Origin of the sequence: Oceanicaulis sp. HTCC2633 (assembly GCF_000152745.1) — a bacterium.
GTDB lineage: Bacteria > Pseudomonadota > Alphaproteobacteria > Caulobacterales > Maricaulaceae > Oceanicaulis.
In genome coordinates, this window is the sequence record NZ_CH672428.1 from 900,977 (window position 1) to 918,971 (window position 17,995).

Below are 17,995 nucleotides of genomic sequence, written 5' to 3' on the forward strand. Positions count from 1 at the left end.
GCGTTCACTCGGGGGCCAATATGCAAGTTGAAGCGCTTGTATCGCTTGCGGGGTATTTTGTCCTGATGCTGGGCATCGGGCTCTATGCCTACAAGAAATCTACTGATGACGTGTCCGGCTACATGCTGGGCGGGCGTCAACTTCACCCGGCGGTCGGCGCGCTCTCTGCGGGCGCGTCCGACATGTCGGGCTGGATGCTGATGGGCTTGCCGGGGGCGGTGTACGTCTCTGGCCTCGGCGCAGCCTGGATCGCGGTAGGCCTCGTTATCGGGGCGTATTTCAACTATCTGCTCGTGGCTCCGCGCCTGCGCGTCTACACCGAGGTCGCTGACGACGCGATCACCATTCCGGACTATTTCGAGAAGCGCTTCCACGACAATACGCGCGTGCTGCGCATCCTGTCGTCCGTGGTGATCGTGATCTTCTTCACCCTCTACACCTCGTCGGGCGTGGTCGCGGGCGGCAAGCTGTTTGAAGCCAGCTTCGGCCTTGATTACCGTCTGGGCCTGTTCCTGACCGCCGGCGTGGTGATCGCCTACACCCTGTTCGGCGGTTTCCTGGCGGTGAGCCTGACCGACTTTGTCCAGGGCGTGATCATGTTCATCGCCCTGATCATGGTGCCCATCGTCGCCTTCACGCAGCTGGGCGGGCTCGGCGATATCGTGGAGACCACGAATGCGGTCTCCGACGTGCCCCATTACCTCTCGATGATACCGGACCCGCTCACCTCCATGAGCATACTGGGCATCATTTCGGCGATGAGCTGGGGGCTGGGCTATTTCGGTCAGCCGCACATCATCGTGCGCTTCATGGCGATCCGCACCCTCAAGGATGTCGCCGTGGCGCGCTGGATCGGCATGAGCTGGATGATCGTCACGGTCATCGGCGCGGTCCTGACGGGCATTTTCGGTCTCGCCTTCGTCACCCAGAACGGCGCGGTGATCGAACAGGCCCATATCGAGTTCACCGATCCCGAAACCATCTTCATCCTGATGAGCCAGATCCTGTTCCACCCGCTGGTGGGCGGCTTCCTGCTGGCGGCGATCCTGGCGGCTATCATGTCCACCATCTCCAGCCAGCTTCTGGTGTCCTCGAGCTCGCTGACGGAGGACTTCTACAAGACCTTCCTGCGTCGCAACGCCAGCCAGAAGGAGCTCGTGCTGATCGGTCGCCTTTCGGTTCTGGTCGTATCGCTGGTGGCCATCGCGCTCGCCTTTGACCGGTCGAGCTCGATCCTCGATCTGGTGTCCAACGCCTGGGCCGGTTTCGGCGCCGCGTTTGGTCCGCTGATCCTGTTCAGCCTGTATCGCCGCAATATGAGCCGTTCGGCCGCGATCGCCGGCATGGTGGTCGGCGCGCTTGTGGTGCTGTTCTGGCTGTATGCGCCCATCACAATCGGCGGAAACTCGCTGTCCTCGATCATGTACGAGATGGTGCCCGGCTTCATCGCCTCCACCCTCGCCATCCTGATCACGGACGCGGTCACCAAGCCGCCGCGCGGCAAGGTGAAGGAGCAATATGAGGCGATGGAAGCCCATATCGAGGAACACGGCTAAGGCGAGAGCCCATAGCTGTCACCTGAAACGCCGGCCTCGATGAGGCCGGCGTTTTCATCTTCAGGGTCTAACAATCATCACCGCGTCAGACCGCCACATTGCAGCAAACATCGCTGGACACCATATCATTTATCAATTATCGAAACTGATAATAAATGAGGCCAACATGACCATCGGACGCGCAGTCACCCTTCTGGCCGGGACCATGATCCTGGTCTCCCTTCTGCTGTCACAGCTCTACAGCCCGTACTGGCTGTTGCTGACGGCGTTCGTGGGGCTGAACCTTGTCCAGTCCAGCTTCACGGGCTTTTGTCCCGCCGCCATGATCTTCAAGCTCATGGGGGTGAAGCCTGGCGGCGCCTTTTCCTAGAAGGTTCGCCCCAGTCGTCAGGCGAGAAGCCCCGGCGTCCCCCACGCCGGGGTTTTTCTTGTCCGCCGTCAGGCCTGACTGTCGCGCACCTTGGTGATGCCCAGCATGTCCAGCATCATGCGCTCATAGAAGGGTTCGCTGACCCCGCGACGCATCTTGCCCATGAAATAGCCTTCGAACGCCGCTTTCGCCATGTGCACCCAGCGCCCTTCCATGGCCCAGTTCACATTGCGCGGCGGGATTTGCGGCATGGCGACGAAGGCGACTCCGCCATCGCCGAAGTCCGCGATGCAGACCGCGTTCCAGGTGGATTCATGCTTCATCGGACGCCCGTCAATCAGGGCGCGGATATTCTGCGCGGCGGCGCGCACCATGGATTCGATCATGAAACCGGTCTTCGGCACGCCGACTGGCACCGGATAGCTCGCCACCGGCGGGATCGCGACGCAGACCCCGACCGAGAAGATGTTCGGCCAGTTTGGGTTCTGCTGATGGCGATCCACCAGCACGAAACCCTTCTCGTTCACCAGCCCCTCGACGCCGAAGACCGCATCCACGCCCTTGAAGGCGGGCAGCACCATGGAATGCTTGAAGGGCAGCGCGTGTGTCTCGACAACCTCGCCCTTGCGGCCAACCTCCTCCACATGCATCAGCCCCGCCTCCACTTTGGTGATGCGAGCGGAGGTGATGAACCGGATCGACCGCTGGCGAAGCTCATGCTCCAGCAGCCCCTTGGTGTCACCGACCCCGTCCAGGCCCAGATGGCCGATATAGGGTTCCGAGGTCACGAAGGTCATGGGCACCTGATCGCGGATCTTCTTGCGCCGCAGATCGGTTTCCAGCGTGAAGACATGCTCGTAGGCCGGACCGAAGCAGGACGCGCCCTGGACGGCGCCGACAATCACCGGTCCGGGGTCTTCGACCAGCCTTTGCCAATCTTCATAGGCCGTCTCGGCATGGTTCACATGGCAGACCGACTGGGTGTGGCCGCCATGGGGCCCAAGCCCTTCAATGGCGTCGAAATCCAGCTTGGGTCCGGTGGCGATGACCAGATAGTCGTAATGCACGCTCTCGCCATTGCTCAGGGCGATTTCATTGCGCTCGGGATGGACCTTGCTGGCGGCGGAATGGATGAACGCGATGCCGCGCTTTTTCAGCAAGGGGCCCAACTCGATCTTGATCTGCTCGGCCTCGCGCCAGCCCACCGCCACCCAGGGGTTGGAGGGGGTGAAGTGAAAGGTCGATGAATCGCTGATCACCGTGATGGTGTCCGACTTGCGCATCTGTTCGCGCGCTTCGAACGCCATGGGCAAACCGCCCAGTCCGGCGCCCAGAATTACGATATCCGCCATATCATGCCTCCCGATCCCTGCGTCGCTTCCTGATGAAGGCGCATCTGTTTTGGGAAAGCATCGACCTCGTGGTCCGGCAGCGCCATTAGGCAGATCGTCGCATATCAATTATCGAAAGTGTATAGGGTTAGAAGGAGCCGCCCACATGCAGGAAGACGCCGCCTGCTCCCTCCTCTCCCACGCCGCCGCCCAGGATCACCGGCCCCAAGACGGTGTCGAGCCCCAGATAGACTGCGCCGGAATAGGTCGCGCCGGCCTCACCCGGCCCCAAAATGTCCAGCTCCACATGGGCCGCCTCCAGAAGGACGCCCACATAGACTGGCATGTTGAAGACGGCGCCCGTCCGGTCGAGACGCTGATACGCCTCGAGCGACCCATAGACATAGCCGTTGGTCGGAATGGCGTTCTGGGCATAGGCGGAGAGGGACCGGAAGCCTCCCAGCGTGATCAGGTCTATGGGATCGTCATTCGCGTTGCGAACCTCGCCGGCGCGCACGCTGGCCAGAAGATGGCTCTGACCCAGTGAGAAAGCGCGCAGAGCGGAGGCCTGAAGCTGGACGGTGTCCGAGCCCTCATCCCCGATGCTGTAAAGCTGGAACGCCTCACCGCTCAGCGCCATGCCGTGCGTCGGCCAGCTCACATGATCCAGCGTATCCACGCGCACCCCGCCTCCGAAACCGGCCAGGGTGTAGACCAGAGGATCGAGCTCGCCGAGCAGGGACACCTTGCTTTCCGTGCGTCCTCGCCGCATCTCGCCGCCCGCATAGACCACCCCCCAATCTCCCAGCTCGCGCCCGAAACGCAGGCGAGCCCCGGCCTTCTGATCCCAGAACTCGGCGACGCGCAGATCCCCGATATTGAGCGGGATCTGCTCGCCTTCATAATAAAGGCTCGGCTCGTAGAAATAGCGCCCGGCTGCGCCGAAAGGCTGCTGAAGCACGGCTTCAAGCCCGTTGGTCGTGCCGAGCTCAAGCGACAGGCTGAAATCGCCTCCATGATGGGAAAAGGGGCGTCGCGAATAGCGCGCCAGCACCGAGAAGGTGGAATCTCCTGCAAACGTATTGGACAGGCGCACGCCGCCCTCGAGCTGGGAGCGCCCGATATCACGCTCATCCACCATCAGGACGAGCCCCTGCCCGTCCTGCGCCAGATCCGCCTCTCCCAGCGCACCGAACGCCGTCAGGGCATTCAGACGCCGCGACAGCAGAGCCTCGTCATCCTCCAGCGCCGGGCGCACATTGGCGCGCGCGCTCAGCAGCGTGTCGTTCAGAGGCGTGTTATTGATCACCCGCAACTCCGCATCCGCCATCTGGGCGGGATGGGTGCGCGCGATGTCCCTGGTCCGGCGGGGCGCCGCCAGATCCGCTATGGCGCGCAGCCGGGTCTCATGGCGCCGGGCTTCCTGCTCGCCGGCCGCCACGCCACGAGATGCGCGCTCGAACGTGGTGGTGCTCAAGCCCTCAAGGGAGGGCGACAGCAGCAGGTCATCGCCGTCCAGGCGCGCCACATCCTCCTGCCGATTGCGCCAGACCGAGACGCGGATCAGCTGTTGCAGTGTGTCCGCCATGGACGGGGAGGCCGTGGGCGCTGGCGGTTCGACCGTGGTGTCGATCGCGATGATGATGTCCGCGCCCATCGCCTGAGCCATCTGCACGGGCAATTGCGCGGCCATACCGCCATCCACATACAGCGCACCATCGATCTCACGCGGCTGAAAGGCGCCCGGCACGGCCATGCTGGCGAGCATGGCCTGCACGAGATCGCCCGAGGACAGCGCCACCGGGTCACCAGTCGCGAAATCCGTCACCACGGCCCGATAAGGCACGGCGAGCGCATCGAAGTCGGCATCCAGCGGCACGTGGAAGGTCAGTTGCCGGAAATGGCGGCGTAGCCCCCGCATGGAGCGTATGCCGCCGGGCAATCGGATGCCGTCATCGCCCAGCCCGATCAGCGCGCCGGTCAGATAGTCCGCCGAGCGTTCAGACTGCAGATAGGACTGGTCCTCACGCGGCGGGCGTCCGCCGAGCACCTCGGCCCAGTCGGTATAAACGAAGATGTCCGCGATTTCGGCGGCTGAATATCCGGAGGCGTACAGACCACCGACGACCGCCCCCATGGAGGTGCCGACCACGCAGTGAACCGGCACGCCAAGCTCCTCGATCACCTTCAGGGCGCCGATCTGGGTGCTGGCCAGCGCTCCGCCGCCGCTGAGCACCAGCGCCACATCCGGCCCGTCGGCATCATCAAAATCGCAAGCCTGGGCGGACATGGTGAAAGATGTCGCCAGCAACAGACCGCTCAGAGCGGCCCTGAAGAAAGATAAACTCATGGTGTGCGTCCCCGCCTCGGCCTGCGTCCCGACAGGCCGGGCAGGTTCTTATGCACGAATCCGGCGAAAAAGCGGCCTGCCGGAAAACAGGCGAATCACGCCAGCTCGCCTGCCTCCGCCTGACGTCGCCACATAGCGGCGTAGCGCCCCTCACGGCCAAGCAGGGCGGCATGATCGCCCTGCTCTGCAACATGACCGTCTTCCAGAACGATGATCTGGTCCGCCTTGGCGATGGTGGACAGGCGATGCGCCACCGCAATGGTGGTGCGCCCGCGCGCGGCCTCGGCCAGGGCGGCCTGAACCTCGCTCTCGGTCTCGGAATCCAGCGCCGATGTGGCTTCATCGAGAATGAGAATGGGCGGGTTCTTCAGGATCGCCCGGGCGACGCCCACCCGCTGCTTCTCGCCGCCGGAAAGCTTCAGCCCCCGCTCACCGACCCGGGTCTCAAGACCCTTGGGCAAGGAGCGGACGAAATCGCCCAGCCGCGCCCGCTCGACCGCATCCCAGAGCGCGTCCTCATCCGCTTCGGGATGACCATACAGGATGTTCTCGCGCAGGGTGTCGTTGAACAGGACCACATCCTGCGGCACCAGCCCCAAGGCGTTACGCAGGCTCGACTGGGTGACGCCGGCAATGTCCTGACCGTCGATCAGCACCCGGCCTTCATCCGGGTCATAGAAGCGGAACAGGAGGCGCAGAAGCGTGGACTTGCCCGCTCCGGAAGGACCAGCAAGTCCGACAAAGCTGCCCGGCGCGATCTCGAAGCTCACCTCGGAGACAGACCGATCGCGCCCGTCATGGGCGAAGCTGACGCCCTCGAACCTGACCCCGCCGCCCTTCAGGACGAGCGCAGGTGCATCAGGCTTGTCGGCGACTTCAGGCTTGAGCTTCAGGGTCTGGAACAGGCGTTCGAGGTCCACGCTCGCCTGTTTGATCTCGCGATAGGCCCAGCCCAGGATGTTCAGCGGCTGGTATACATTCATCAGCATCAGCGTCAGAGCCGCCACATCGCCCGCTTCCAGCTGACCATTGAGCACCTTGTAGGCGCCCGTCAGCGCCACCGCCAGCAAACCGCCATTCATGATCGCGGCCTGAGCCGCATTCAGTCCGGCAAGACTTTGCTGGGACTTGGACGCCGCCTCGGCATAGCGCTTTTTCGCTGTATCAAAACGATCCGCTTCGCGCTGCTCGGCGGCAAACGCCTTCACCGTCTCGAAATTGGTCAGGGTATCGACGGCGCGGGCGTTCACCTCGGTGTCCGCCTCGTTCATCTGGCGACGCAGCTTCACCCGCCATTCTGTCATCAAACCGGTGATGACCGCATAGGCGATCACCGCCACCACGATGATCACCGAGAACGCCCAGCCATAGAGCACGGCCGCGACGATGGCGGCGAGTGACAGCTCGACCAGTGCGGGCAGGATGTTGAAGACCAGAAAGCGCAGCAGGAAATCGACGGCGTTTGCGCCGCGATCAATGATGCGGTTCATCGCGCCAGTGCGCTTGGTCTGGTGAAAGCTCAGCGACAGGGTCTGCACATGCGCAAACCCCTGCACGGCGGTCAGACGCTGAGCGTCCTGGGAGACCGGCGCAAAGATGGCGTCGCGCAATTGCGGCGCGCCCGTGGAGGCGAAGCGCAGCAAACCGTAGGCGAGAAACATGATCGCTGCGGACCAGAACAGGCCGCTCGCCATCGCGCCGTTTGAGACCCCGCGGGTCAGCACGTTCACGCCCTCGCCAAACGCGATCGGCGAGGCGACGGCGAAGCCCTTGGAGGCGAGCGTGATCAGGAAGGCGATCGCCATGCGCGGGCGCCAGCGCCGCATGTCGTCCGACGCCAGAATGGCGAGCAGGCGTGAAATGGCCTCCCCCAGACGCCCTTCGGGTGCAGGGCCTTCTGTGGGATTGGCGGAATCATGATGTCGCATGGAGCCCTATTTAGGGCGAAGGACGGGGCGGCGCCATGCCGCCCCGGCGCTTATTGCTGGGGTTCGTCGTCAGACTGTTCATCCGGGGCGTTGAACACCTGGCCGGGATAGATCAGGTCCGGGTCGCGGATCTGGTCGCGATTGGCCTCGTAGATCACGGTGTATTGCAAGCCCTCGCCATAGAGACGACGGGCGATCCGCCAGAGCGAATTGCCGGGCTGGACAATGACGCGGCCCGATTGCTGAGCGGCGCGCGCGGCTTCGGGCTCAGCGCGTTCGAAAGGCAGAACGATGACGGCGGTCACCCGGCCATCGGCGTCCAGCTGGTCCACCTGCAGATCATAGACGCCCGGCGCGAACGCCGATCCGGCGCGGATCACCCAGCGCCCGGCGTCATCGGTGGTGGTGCGGCCCACCACTTCGCCATCGGCCAGAACGCGCACATCCGCCCCCGGCTCGGCGCGGCCGGCGAAAATCACGGCGCCGCTTTCGTCATAATCCACCGTGGACAGTGACAGCGGTCCGACCGTCAAACCGTCGAACGGGCCCTGCAGCACGCGACTGGCTTCACCCGGACGGCCCAGCACCACAAGCGGGGTCTCGTCCCGGCCCTCGGGCACGGAGACGACCACGACCTGATCGGAGCGGATTTCCTGTCCGGCGGGCGTAATCATCAGAAGCGACAATTCCACCGAACCGGCCGGCAGCGGACGGTCCACGATCATCACCCATTCGCCCGCATTATCGATGGCGACCCGCGCAATCTCCTCTTCGCCCACCATCAGCACGACCTGTGAGCCCGGCGCGCCCCGGCCAGCGACGACCGCGGTGCCGCGCGGATCCACGCGCACAATATCGAAGGTGGGCGGGATCAGGGCTGACGCTTCCTGGCTGGATTGAGCCTGGGCATCAGACGAGTCCGTCACCGCCGGCGTCTCCGGCGTGCTGATCACGCCAGGCCCTGGACGCATGACGATGAAGACCGCCGCCGCGGCGACGGCGATGATCAGAAGGGCTGTTGCAATCAGAAAGGACCGCGTTGCGGCCATGAGCGTGCTCCTCACGTTCTGACGGGTCGGCACTGCTATGCAAGCCTCGCGCCGGATGCGCCATCTTGGTAATGCTGGACGTCTCGTCTGTACGTTTCAATCCGCGTTTGCAGACTTTATCGAAAATTTGTGAGGCGAAAATGCGGAGCATCTGCGTATTTTGCGGGTCCAGCGACGGCAGCGACGCCCGGTTTGCGAAACTGGCTGAAGACACAGGCCGCGAACTCGCCCGCAAGGGGCTCCGACTGGTCTATGGCGGCGCGGAAGCCGGACTGATGGGCCGCATGGCCCGCGCGGCTCTGGATGAAGGCGGCGAGGTTCTGGGCGTGATCCCGGAATTCCTCATTCCCCTGGAAGGCCTTCAGGACGGCGTCGAACCGCGCATCACCGCCACCCTCGCCTCCCGCAAGGCCATCATGGTCGAGGAGGCTGACGGCTTCCTGGTGCTGCCAGGCGGCGCTGGCACGCTCGAAGAGATCTTCGACATGATCATGCTGCGCCAGCTCGGCCGTCACCAGAAACCCGCCGCCTTCGTGGACGCCGATTTCTGGGGACCGCTTGAAACCCTGCTGCTTCGCGTGGTCGACGCCGGCTTCGCTCAGGATGATGTGATCCGGACCATCAGCTTTCATCCCGAAGCCGGCGCCGCCATTGAGCGGCTTCAATCGGAATGGGCCTCCTGACCCAGCTCTGCGAAGCAGATCAGCTCACCGCTGGCGTTCTCAAGACGCAGCGTGGCGAAGACCAGACCCTGACCCGATCCGCCAACGATGGTCTGGCCAGGCCGCAAACCGTCCAGCCCGGGGGCGGGCCCTGAAGCGGTGGCGAGCTGTAGGCGCGCCAGATCTGTCGCCCTCTCCGGGCGATCACGAAGATCGCCGGACTGCTGCATCATCATGGACGGACCGCCAGCCTCGAGCGTCCAGAAACCGGACAGGCCCGGCGCGGCCTCCGCCACCAGTTCGCGTCCGTACGGCGCTTGCACCAGGCTGAGCTGGCATAGCGGCATCGGCTCCAGCGCCTCGACAGGGCGGTCCGGCTGGGCGTGCGCGCACGCGGCGGCCAGTCCCAGAGAGCCCGTCAGTCCCAGAAGAAGGGGTATGATGAGCATGGTGTCATCCTCCTGTTCAGGCGTGGCGGTCGACGCAGCGCGCCGACCGCTTCACGCACCGATCCTCAAATCTAGAATCCGCCCTGGATGACCAGGGTCACATTGCCCGAACCGCTCTGATGCACATCGGTGAACTGGCCGCGGCCGATCTGGATGACGCCCAGCGCATTGTTGGAGCCTTCCTGATGGGTGATCGCCTGATGACCTTCACCGATCTGGGCGACGCCCACGACATTGCCGTAGCCGGACTGGGAGCTGAAGGCGTCGTTGAGCCAGCCTTCCTGACCAATCACAACGCGGTTGCGACGCCCCTGCTGACTGAGGCCGGCCTGATTGTCGCCGCCCTCCTGAGACACCTGGGCGCCGTTGCGTGTGCCGTCCTGCAGGGTCGAGATGAACTGGCGGACGCCGCGCTGCTCGAGGCTGAGCCGATTGCGATGACCGTCCACGCGGGCGGCCAGCTCGTTGGCGTAGCCCGACTGGCGGATCTCGATGGAATTGCGCGACTGGGCGTGCGCGGTCGGCGCCAGCGCGAGGACGGCCAGGCCGAGACTTGCGGCGAGAAGCGAGCGTTTAAGCATGAAGGGTCTCCCTTGGGGTTAGGACATCAGCGTCCGTGACAAGGAGAGACTGGCAGGCTTGAGCTGAACCGGAACGGAAAAGCCCGTTCAGCTTCAATTGATTGAGCTGAACGGGCCATTCAGGGACAAGGCAGGATCAAGGCGAGGGTCAATCCGGCTCGCCGTGTGGATCGAAAACGTCTTCGATCTTCGCCTCGAAGGCCTCGGCGATCTTGAAGGCCAGCGAGAGTGACGGGTCGTGCTTGGAAGTCTCCACCGCATTGATCGCCTGGCGAGAAACCCCCACCCGTTCCCCGAGGTCCGCTTGGGACCAGCGCCGCTCCGCGCGAAGCACTCGGATACGGTTCTTCACTGGTAGCGCCTTTTCACGAAGATCTGCGCGATGCCCGATACGGCGATGAAGGCGGGCAGATACCAGACTTCGTAAATGCCCGGCCAATCGGTCACCCCGCGCAACATGCCGTAGGTGAAGCTGGCAACTGCGACCACGATGGCGCCGATCAGGGTGGATTCCAGCACGATGCGGGCCTGCACTTCATCCATGGCGCGCACGAAGGCGATGATGGTTCCGATGCAGGCGATCACCGGCAGGACAGGCAGGAGGCTGAGAATGATGCGGACAGGCTGGGCGAGATCGAGCTGGTTGTCAGCCCAGACGGCGCCGAACAGCAGGACCATATAGGCGCCCATCACGATCAGCATGCGTCGCAGATAGGTCTTTGCGGCCGGGGTCATGGTCATGCTCAGTCTCCTTCCACGACACGTTCGATTTCAGCATAGAAGCTTTCAGGCTGGTCGAGCATGATGAAATGGCGTGAGTCGGCGACACCGCGCGCTTCAAGATCGACCTTGCCCTCATACTGACGGACGAACATGGAGCGGATCTGCTCGGGCGCCATTTCAGGGAACTCGGCATAGAGCAGGGTGACCGGCGCTTCGACCTCGGCCAGCCAGGGCGCAAAATCGGTGGACATCAGCTCTGCGGTCGCGGTTGCGACAGTCGCCTGGTCCGCGCCTTCGATCCAGCGCAACACCTGCGCCTGACCGTCCTGGGTCATCGATTGAACGCGCAGCCCCTGCGCCATCATCCCGAGATAGGCGTCACGCGGCATGGCGCTCATCTGCTGGCGCATCGCGGCGGCTTGCGGCGCCATCATGTCCGGGGTTACGCCCGGCTGCATCAGCCCTGCGAAGAAGGGGGCGGAATCCACGACCACCACATGAGACACCCGGTCTGCAGCGGCGCCCGCGGTCAGCAGCGCCACCTGTGCGCCCATGGAATGGCCCACCAGCACCACATCTTGCAGGTTTTCCGATTCCAGATACGCAGCGATGTCGAGCGCGGCGCCCTCCACCACATTGTCCAGTTCTTCCGGCGCCTGAGTGTCGCCGCCGAACCCTTTCAGCGTCACCACATGATTGTCCCAGTCCGAGTGACGCTCGACCGTGGGGCCGTAAACAGCGCCCGGCGTGGCGAGGCCGGGAATGTAGACCACGCTCGCGCCCTGTTCGGCGCCCGAGCGCTCAACCACGACCCGGTCTTCAGCGCGGGCCTGATTGGCGGAAATGATCGCCACGGCGACGCCGACAGCGATGGCGACAAAGGCGCCGATGCGATTGGAGTTTTTCGAACACATGATGCGTCCTTTCAGGACTAGCTGACGATATGTCATGTATACCTGACACCGACGGAGCATGTCAACTACACCTGACAAAAATACTGACCTACTTGTCTTTTTGTCGGGTTTGCCCTTGTATAACACACAGAAAAAGCCCTCACGGCGAGCGCCGGAAGGGCTGAAAAGCTCAACTAGAAAAGCGTATTAGCCGCGACCACGATAGGATGGCACGCCCTGATCGGGGATCCACAGGCCCTTGGGCGCCTCGCCCCATTGGGCGAACACATCGATCGGAATGCCGCCGCGCGGATACCAATAGCCGCCAATGCGCAGCCATTTGGGATCGAGCTCATCCACCAGGCGCTGCCCGATCATGGTCGTGCAGGCTTCATGGAAGGCGCCGTGATTGCGGAAGCTCTGCAGATAGAGCTTCAGCGACTTGCTCTCCACGATCCATTTGGACGGCGCATAGTCGATCACGAGATGGGCGAAATCGGGCTGTCCGGTCACCGGACAGATTGAGGTGAATTCCGGACAGGCGAAGCGGATCATGTAGTCGGCGTTCGGCGTGGGGTTCTCCACCCGCTCGAGACGCGCCTCTTCAGGGGTGTCGGCCGCTCTCGCGTCCGACCCCAGCATGTCCAGCTTGGAATAGCGTTCATCGGTCATGGGCGCGCATTTAGCGCCGAAGCGCTCCGGCGGCAATGGGCGAACGCCTCACGCGTTATTGAACGCTCATCGCGCGGCGGGAGAAGACGGTGCGCATGGCGATGTTGGAGACCAGCCGCGCCACGCCCGGAAGACCGGACAGGCGCTCGCGGTGCACCCGCTCATAATCGCGCGCATCGCGCACCTGCAGCTGGAGAAAATAGTCCTCGGCCCCGGTGGTCAGATAACAATCGCTCACATGCTCGATCCCGGTCACGGCGGTCTCGAACGCCTCCATGGTCTCGCGTTTCTGGTTTTCCAGCGTCACCAGAACAATGACAGTCAGCCCACGCCCCACCTGATTGGCGTTCAGCAGCGCTGTATAGCCCGCGATCACGCCTTCGCTCTCGAGGGTCTTCACCCGGCGATGGCAGGCCGAGGGCGACAAGCCGACCCGCTCGGCGAGGTCAGCGTTGGTCAGCCGGCCATCGCCCTGAAGCGCGCCGAGTATCGCCGCATCGATATCATCGAGTTTCATGCCCCCTCCAGACTGTCGAAGCTTCTCGCGCTTTCCGACTGAACACATGCAATGACGCAGCGCATCATGGCGCTTTATGACAGCATAACGCAAAATAATTCGAACAACACAAATTTACTTGCAGGATGCTGCACACAATCCCTATTTTCCGCGCAAAATCACACCGTCGAGACCTCCCCTTTCGAGTCTCGACCAGCCGGGAGGCGGATTGATGCGCATTGGCGTTCCGACCGAGATCAAGAACCATGAATATCGGGTCGGCCTGACCCCCAATGGCGCGCGCGAGCTGATTGCGCATGGCCATGAGGTCTACATGCAGGACGGCGCCGGCAATGGCGCGGGCTTCTCCAACGAAGAATATGTCGAGGCGGGCGCCCAGATCCTGGCGGACGCCCAGTCGGTCTTCGACACCGCCGAGCTGATCGTGAAGGTGAAAGAGCCCCAGCCGTCTGAAACGGCGATGCTGAAGCCGCACCACACCCTGTTCACCTATCTGCACATCGCGCCCGATCCCAAACAGGTCGAGGGCCTGCGCAAATCGGGCTGCATCGCCATCGCCTACGAGACGGTGACCGACGCCAATGGCCGCTTGCCGCTGCTGCGCCCGATGTCGGAGGTTGCAGGCCGCATGTCGGTGCATGTGGGCGCCAACGCGCTGCACAAGGCTGCGGGCGGTCGCGGCGTTCTCATGGGCGGCGTGCCGGGCGTGACCCCGGCCAAGGTCGTGATCCTGGGCGCGGGCGTGTCCGGTTCTCACGCAGCGGAAATGGCGCTCGGCCTGCGCGCGGACGTGACGGTGCTCGATCGCTCGCTGCCCAAGCTTGCCGAAACCGATCAGTTCTTCCGCGGTCAGGTGAAGACCCGCTTCTCCACCCAGGGCGCCATCGCCGAGGAAATCGCCGAAGCCGATCTCGTCATCGGCGCCGTTCTCGTGCCGGGCGCAGCCGCGCCCAAACTGGTCACCCGCGACATGCTGGGCACCATGAAGGAAGGCGCAGTGCTGGTGGATATCGCCATCGACCAGGGCGGCTGCTTTGAAACCTCCCACGCCACCACGCACCAGGATCCGACCTATGTGGTCGACGGCATCGTGCACTATTGCGTGGCGAACATGCCGGGCGCCGTGGCGCGCACCTCGACCCTGGCGCTGACCAACGCCACCCTGCCCTTCACGATCGCGCTGGCCAACAAGGGCGCGAAGAAGGCCCTGAATGACGACATCCATCTGGCGCGCGGCCTGAACGTCGCCGAGGGTGAAGTCACCTTCAGGGACGCGGCTGACGATCTGGGCGTGCCCTGCGTGAAGCCGGACTGGCTGACCGTGCTGTAACTCCTCTTGCAGCGCGACCCCTGAAACCCCGGCTCGGCGAGCCGGGGTTTTTCTATTCGGGCTCGGGTGCGTCAGATTTTGCGTGTCCGGGATGGGCGCCAAACAGAGCGGGAACGAACAAGCCCTGAAGCGCCGCTGTAGCCGCGGCGAGCCCGGCGAGAACGTTCCGGGCGCCATCCGGTGAGCGATCAGCAACAGGCAGACCGGTGTAGATCGCGCCGGAATTGATCAGCAGGGTGAACCCCAGCATGCCCAGAATCAGCATGAGCGGCCCCGAGAGCGCCAGAAAGACGAACATGCCGCTGCGGATATCCTTGAGGTCGTCTGGCGTGGCCGGTCGTGCGCCGTCCATGACCACATAGGTGATGACCGCCACAGCGTATCCGGAGCTGAGCGGGATGAGAATTTCGGCCAGCTCATGGCGGCTGATCCCGCCATCCAGCTCCAGCCCGACCCAGATGCAGCCATAAACGACCAGATGGGCGAAGAGCGTCAGCAGGCCGACAATGATGGCCAGGTGCTTTCTCACCCTGAGCCAGGCAAGAGGGTTCATGGCGCAAGCCTCCGACAGGTTCGTGGATTATATTGCCGGCTCAAAAGGGCCTGACGCATCGGGTTTCTGGCGCTTTGCGGCGTTCCCGTCGGGCATCCGGTCACGAAGCGCCCCTCGATGAGGAAGTTGTTCAGACAGACCGTCAGGGCTTCGGCGTAGCGGGTGATGTTGAGATACATGTCATCGCCATAGGCGGTGTAACCCGAAGGTTCCGGGGATGGGACGAACCGGTTCAGAGCCGACACCAGCGGTCCCAGCAGGAACAGGTCCTCGCCCACATAATCACCGGGCTGGCGCTCCATCCAGACGGTATAGTTGACCGCCGCCTGCTGCGCCTTGAGCTCGGACAGATCAAGCTCAAGCGTGAGCTGCTCCCATTCCTCGTCTTCACCGGATCGCACTTCGGCTCTCAGATTGGAGAGAACAGCGCGCACGGAGAACTTGCCGGCCCGGTGCGCGCCCCATTGCGGACGCCTGGGCTGCATGAGGTCGTCGGGATGCTCGGGATACCAGAGCCGGAAAAAGCAATCGAGCGGATCTTCAAAACTGCGTCCCAGCGCCTCATAGGGCAGAGACGGCTCGACAGGCTCCCAGACATAGCGCCGTGTGATCGGCGCTGTTTGCGGGGGCCTGGCCCGAACCCAGTCGCCCACCGGATAGGCCCTGCCCGCCAGATTGGTCACTTCCAGATGCACGCTGATGGGAGCGATGGTGCGGACGGGGCGGATCGCGCCGGACATCGAGACCGGCTCGCGCGGCACTCTGACCTCACCGGCCAGGCGCCGGGACAGGTCGGCCGACCGCCTTGCGGGCTGATCATCCACGCTGACCAGCAGAGCCAGACCTGACGCGCTCGGGACCCCCGCCTCGATCCTCGACACCGCGTCGGACAGGATCGCCTGTTGATCCGCCGCGGTCAGTTGCGGGGCCGAGACCATGAGCGTTCCCGAATACGATCCGATCAACGGCGGATGCGTCACGGCGCCGTCAACGAGTTCAAACAGCGGGTCGCCATTCTCGAAGCCAACGGCGTGAAACTGGTAAACCTCACAGGCCTGCCCGGTCGCCTCCCTGGGCGCGGCAAGCAACAATTCCCCGGCTTGCTCCAGATCGAGGGTCCGCCCTCTATAGGCATCGATCCAGAGCTGCGCCTGGGTGTCCGGCAGGGCGAGCTGGAACTCGGTTTTAAGAGACAACTCTTCAGGGGTGACCGATCGCGGACACGCCTGCCCGCTCCAGATTTCCGCCGGCTGAAGGGCGAGCCAGGCGCCAACAAGCAATGAGAGAGCTTCCAAGACCCGATACCCCCGTAGAGCGAATTTCACACTAGCGGCGCCCTAGGGGAGTTTCAATCAGGGTTTGAATATCCTTATTCAGACCGGATCCGGAGCGATCCGGCTTACCGGGTCTCCGCCTGCCGCCATTCCGGCGCCAGCGGTGTATGGCGGGCGCTGTCATTGGCGGCCTCGACCGCATCGACCAGGGAGTCGAGTTCCTCACGGGACAGGATGTCGCCATGACTGACCACGGCCGCGATGCTGCGGGTGTTGCGAATGTCCTCGAGCGGATTGGCGTTGAGCAGGACCAGATTGGCGCGGAAACCCGGCAGGACGCGTCCCGTATTCCAGTCCATGAACCGACCGGGCGTCGCGGTCGCCGATTCCAGCGCCTGCGCCGGCGTCATCCCGGCATAGACCAGCGCTTCGAGCTCCTGATGCATGGAATAGCCCGGCGCCATGAGGGGCACATTGGCGTCGGTGCCCGCCACCATGGGCACGCCCGCTTCCAGTACAGCCTCGAACATCAGCTGTTGCGCCTCGGCATAGGTGGTCCAATAGGTCTCGTAACGCTCGCGCCAGCCGTCATTGCGATACTGCTGAGGCACCGAATAGATGTTCACATCGGGCAGCCAGCCCATGGCGCGACCTTCGGCGACGCCCGGATTGACCAGCCCCACCGGCGCTGTTTCCAGAGCCGCTTCAGTTTCGGTCTTCTGCTGGGCGAAGCTTGAGACCAGCGCCAGCGTGGACGCCAGCACGATCTCGTTGTCGATCATGTGCTGGGCGACCGCGTCGCGGTGCTGCATCACATAGTCGAGATACTCACCGGCATTGCTGACGCCGTAACCGCCAAAGTCGCGATCGAGCCCCTTGATCAGCTCCTCCACATGGGCGACCTCGCTCTGGTTGGACGCCCACAGATCATCGAGCCGCGCCGCCACCGGCACATGCCCCACCAGCGGAATGCCGGCGTCCTCGCTGGCCGCGCTGACCGCCTCATATCCGCTCAGGCTGAGATAGCTGCTGGCCTTCACCGCATCATAGCCGTCAGCCGCCAGCTCCCGGACCAGCTGGTCCGCCGCCTCTGGCGTGCGGGCGACATTGCGCTTGGACGTCAGGGACTGCCACAAGCCTTCGGCAAAGTCATAGGTGGCGATTTGCGCCGCCACCACGAAGATGTCCGGACCCAGAAGCTCGCCTTCACTGATCTGATCGCGCCATTCGAGATGATGGGGCTGGCCATGCATTTCACGGATCTGGGTCACCCCATAGGCGAGATACAGCGCCAGATCGTTCTGGCTGTTCCACAAATGCACGTGGGAATCGGTGAGGCCGGGCATCAGATAGCGCCCCTCGCCATCCATGGCCGGGGCATTGGCCCGCGCCGCCAGATCCAGCCCCATATCGGCGATGACGCCGTTCTCGATGACCACGTCCATGGGCTCCGAGAACTGCTCCGAGCCCGGCTCCAGCACACGCACATTCGCCAGGACATAGCGTTCAGGCGTCTCATCGGAGGGCTGCAGCGCGATGACCGGCGTGCGTCCGCCAAACATCTCAAAGACCGAGCGGTCGATCACATAGGCGCCAATTGCGCCCAGCACGTTCAGCAACACGAAGACGCCCAGAATTCGAAGGCCCCATTTCAACATCTCTATCTCCTCAAGGCGTCTGACCACGCCTGTATCTTTACATTGTCAAGATACGCTAGCCGCGCTATCTTGTCAGTGTCAAGTTTGAAATCGAAGCGG

At 63.6% G+C, this 17,995-nt stretch carries 18 protein-coding genes; 4 read left to right on the plus strand and 14 right to left on the minus strand.

The window, feature by feature from the left end:
* Positions 1-20: 20 nt before the first annotated feature.
* The gene (putP, locus tag OA2633_RS04365; protein ID WP_009801273.1) at positions 21-1,556 is read left to right on the plus strand and encodes a sodium/proline symporter PutP; all 1,536 of its coding nucleotides are present in this window, start codon (positions 21-23) and stop codon (positions 1,554-1,556) included.
* A gap of 166 nt (positions 1,557-1,722) precedes the next feature.
* On the plus strand, positions 1,723-1,926 hold the full coding sequence (locus OA2633_RS04370; RefSeq protein WP_009801274.1) for a DUF2892 domain-containing protein: 204 nt from the start codon (positions 1,723-1,725) through the stop codon (positions 1,924-1,926).
* Positions 1,927-1,994: 68 nt separating this feature from the next.
* Here the strand turns inward: OA2633_RS04370 and OA2633_RS04375 are convergent, their stop codons facing one another.
* The 4 genes from OA2633_RS04375 to OA2633_RS04390 form a co-directional block, all read right to left on the minus strand.
* Positions 1,995-3,278, minus strand: coding sequence for an NAD(P)/FAD-dependent oxidoreductase (locus OA2633_RS04375; protein ID WP_009801275.1), 1,284 nt, complete (start codon positions 3,276-3,278; stop codon positions 1,995-1,997).
* 127 nt (positions 3,279-3,405) lie between these two features.
* Positions 3,406-5,607 (minus strand): patatin-like phospholipase family protein, encoded by a 2,202-nt coding sequence (locus OA2633_RS04380; protein ID WP_009801276.1) that lies wholly within the window; start codon positions 5,605-5,607, stop codon positions 3,406-3,408.
* A gap of 95 nt (positions 5,608-5,702) precedes the next feature.
* Positions 5,703-7,535 (minus strand): ABC transporter ATP-binding protein/permease, encoded by a 1,833-nt coding sequence (locus tag OA2633_RS04385; RefSeq protein ID WP_009801277.1) that lies wholly within the window; start codon positions 7,533-7,535, stop codon positions 5,703-5,705.
* Between the two features lie 50 nt (positions 7,536-7,585).
* Entirely contained in the window at positions 7,586-8,584 is a 999-nt protein-coding gene (locus OA2633_RS04390) for a LysM peptidoglycan-binding domain-containing protein (RefSeq protein ID WP_009801278.1), read from the minus strand.
* A gap of 140 nt (positions 8,585-8,724) precedes the next feature.
* Here OA2633_RS04390 and OA2633_RS04395 point away from each other — a divergent pair, with 140 nt between their 5' ends.
* Positions 8,725-9,267: a TIGR00730 family Rossman fold protein gene (locus OA2633_RS04395; RefSeq protein WP_009801279.1), complete on the plus strand. Its 543-nt coding sequence runs from the start codon at positions 8,725-8,727 to the stop codon at positions 9,265-9,267.
* On the opposite strand, the gene OA2633_RS04400 is transcribed toward OA2633_RS04395, so the two are convergent.
* From OA2633_RS04400 to OA2633_RS04430, 7 genes are all read right to left on the minus strand, one after another.
* Entirely contained in the window at positions 9,246-9,695 is a 450-nt protein-coding gene (locus tag OA2633_RS04400; RefSeq protein WP_009801280.1) for a hypothetical protein, read from the minus strand. The genes OA2633_RS04395 and OA2633_RS04400 overlap by 22 nt on opposite strands.
* A 71-nt stretch (positions 9,696-9,766) precedes the next feature.
* The gene (locus OA2633_RS04405; RefSeq protein ID WP_009801281.1) at positions 9,767-10,276 is read right to left on the minus strand and encodes a hypothetical protein; all 510 of its coding nucleotides are present in this window, start codon (positions 10,274-10,276) and stop codon (positions 9,767-9,769) included.
* Positions 10,277-10,424: 148 nt separating this feature from the next.
* On the minus strand, positions 10,425-10,628 hold the full coding sequence (locus tag OA2633_RS04410; protein WP_009801282.1) for a helix-turn-helix transcriptional regulator: 204 nt from the start codon (positions 10,626-10,628) through the stop codon (positions 10,425-10,427).
* The gene (locus OA2633_RS04415) at positions 10,625-11,017 is read right to left on the minus strand and encodes a hypothetical protein (RefSeq protein ID WP_009801283.1); all 393 of its coding nucleotides are present in this window, start codon (positions 11,015-11,017) and stop codon (positions 10,625-10,627) included. The genes OA2633_RS04410 and OA2633_RS04415 overlap by 4 nt, the downstream gene beginning before the upstream one ends.
* A 2-nt stretch (positions 11,018-11,019) precedes the next feature.
* Positions 11,020-11,913, minus strand: coding sequence for an alpha/beta fold hydrolase (locus OA2633_RS04420; RefSeq protein WP_009801284.1), 894 nt, complete (start codon positions 11,911-11,913; stop codon positions 11,020-11,022).
* Positions 11,914-12,099: 186 nt separating this feature from the next.
* The gene (queF, locus tag OA2633_RS04425) at positions 12,100-12,564 is read right to left on the minus strand and encodes a preQ(1) synthase (RefSeq protein ID WP_009801285.1); all 465 of its coding nucleotides are present in this window, start codon (positions 12,562-12,564) and stop codon (positions 12,100-12,102) included.
* A 55-nt stretch (positions 12,565-12,619) separates the two neighbouring features.
* Positions 12,620-13,081, minus strand: a complete 462-nt coding sequence (locus OA2633_RS04430; RefSeq protein ID WP_009801286.1) for an Lrp/AsnC family transcriptional regulator — start codon at positions 13,079-13,081, stop codon at positions 12,620-12,622.
* 211 nt (positions 13,082-13,292) lie between these two features.
* Between OA2633_RS04430 and ald the strand changes: the two genes are divergently transcribed.
* Positions 13,293-14,411, plus strand: coding sequence for an alanine dehydrogenase (gene ald, locus OA2633_RS04435; protein WP_009801287.1), 1,119 nt, complete (start codon positions 13,293-13,295; stop codon positions 14,409-14,411).
* A gap of 52 nt (positions 14,412-14,463) precedes the next feature.
* Here the strand turns inward: ald and OA2633_RS04440 are convergent, their stop codons facing one another.
* From OA2633_RS04440 to OA2633_RS04450, 3 genes are all read right to left on the minus strand, one after another.
* Positions 14,464-14,964, minus strand: a complete 501-nt coding sequence (locus OA2633_RS04440; protein WP_009801288.1) for a hypothetical protein — start codon at positions 14,962-14,964, stop codon at positions 14,464-14,466.
* The gene (locus OA2633_RS04445; RefSeq protein ID WP_156776103.1) at positions 14,961-16,259 is read right to left on the minus strand and encodes a hypothetical protein; all 1,299 of its coding nucleotides are present in this window, start codon (positions 16,257-16,259) and stop codon (positions 14,961-14,963) included. The genes OA2633_RS04440 and OA2633_RS04445 overlap by 4 nt, the downstream gene beginning before the upstream one ends.
* A 104-nt stretch (positions 16,260-16,363) precedes the next feature.
* Positions 16,364-17,896: an amidohydrolase family protein gene (locus OA2633_RS04450; RefSeq protein ID WP_009801290.1), complete on the minus strand. Its 1,533-nt coding sequence runs from the start codon at positions 17,894-17,896 to the stop codon at positions 16,364-16,366.
* Positions 17,897-17,995: the final 99 nt, after the last annotated feature.

Bases quoted from the DNA above. Each gene is read 5' to 3' on its own strand.
- OA2633_RS04385 (WP_009801277.1), bottom strand. From the start codon at position 7,535: ATGCGACATCATGATTCCGCCAATCCCACAGAAGGCCCTGCACCCGAA.
- OA2633_RS04450 (WP_009801290.1), bottom strand. From the start codon at position 17,896: ATGTTGAAATGGGGCCTTCGAATTCTGGGCGTCTTCGTGTTGCTGAAC.
- OA2633_RS04370 (WP_009801274.1), top strand. From the start codon at position 1,723: ATGACCATCGGACGCGCAGTCACCCTTCTGGCCGGGACCATGATCCTG.
- OA2633_RS04390 (WP_009801278.1), bottom strand. From the start codon at position 8,584: ATGGCCGCAACGCGGTCCTTTCTGATTGCAACAGCCCTTCTGATCATC.
- OA2633_RS04430 (WP_009801286.1), bottom strand. From the start codon at position 13,081: ATGAAACTCGATGATATCGATGCGGCGATACTCGGCGCGCTTCAGGGC.
- OA2633_RS04380 (WP_009801276.1), bottom strand. From the start codon at position 5,607: ATGAGTTTATCTTTCTTCAGGGCCGCTCTGAGCGGTCTGTTGCTGGCG.
- OA2633_RS04375 (WP_009801275.1), bottom strand. From the start codon at position 3,278: ATGGCGGATATCGTAATTCTGGGCGCCGGACTGGGCGGTTTGCCCATG.
- queF (WP_009801285.1), bottom strand. From the start codon at position 12,564: ATGACCGATGAACGCTATTCCAAGCTGGACATGCTGGGGTCGGACGCG.
- OA2633_RS04440 (WP_009801288.1), bottom strand. From the start codon at position 14,964: ATGAACCCTCTTGCCTGGCTCAGGGTGAGAAAGCACCTGGCCATCATT.
- OA2633_RS04400 (WP_009801280.1), bottom strand. From the start codon at position 9,695: ATGCTCATCATACCCCTTCTTCTGGGACTGACGGGCTCTCTGGGACTG.
- OA2633_RS04395 (WP_009801279.1), top strand. From the start codon at position 8,725: ATGCGGAGCATCTGCGTATTTTGCGGGTCCAGCGACGGCAGCGACGCC.
- OA2633_RS04415 (WP_009801283.1), bottom strand. From the start codon at position 11,017: ATGACCATGACCCCGGCCGCAAAGACCTATCTGCGACGCATGCTGATC.
- putP (WP_009801273.1), top strand. From the start codon at position 21: ATGCAAGTTGAAGCGCTTGTATCGCTTGCGGGGTATTTTGTCCTGATG.
- ald (WP_009801287.1), top strand. From the start codon at position 13,293: ATGCGCATTGGCGTTCCGACCGAGATCAAGAACCATGAATATCGGGTC.
- OA2633_RS04420 (WP_009801284.1), bottom strand. From the start codon at position 11,913: ATGTGTTCGAAAAACTCCAATCGCATCGGCGCCTTTGTCGCCATCGCT.
- OA2633_RS04405 (WP_009801281.1), bottom strand. From the start codon at position 10,276: ATGCTTAAACGCTCGCTTCTCGCCGCAAGTCTCGGCCTGGCCGTCCTC.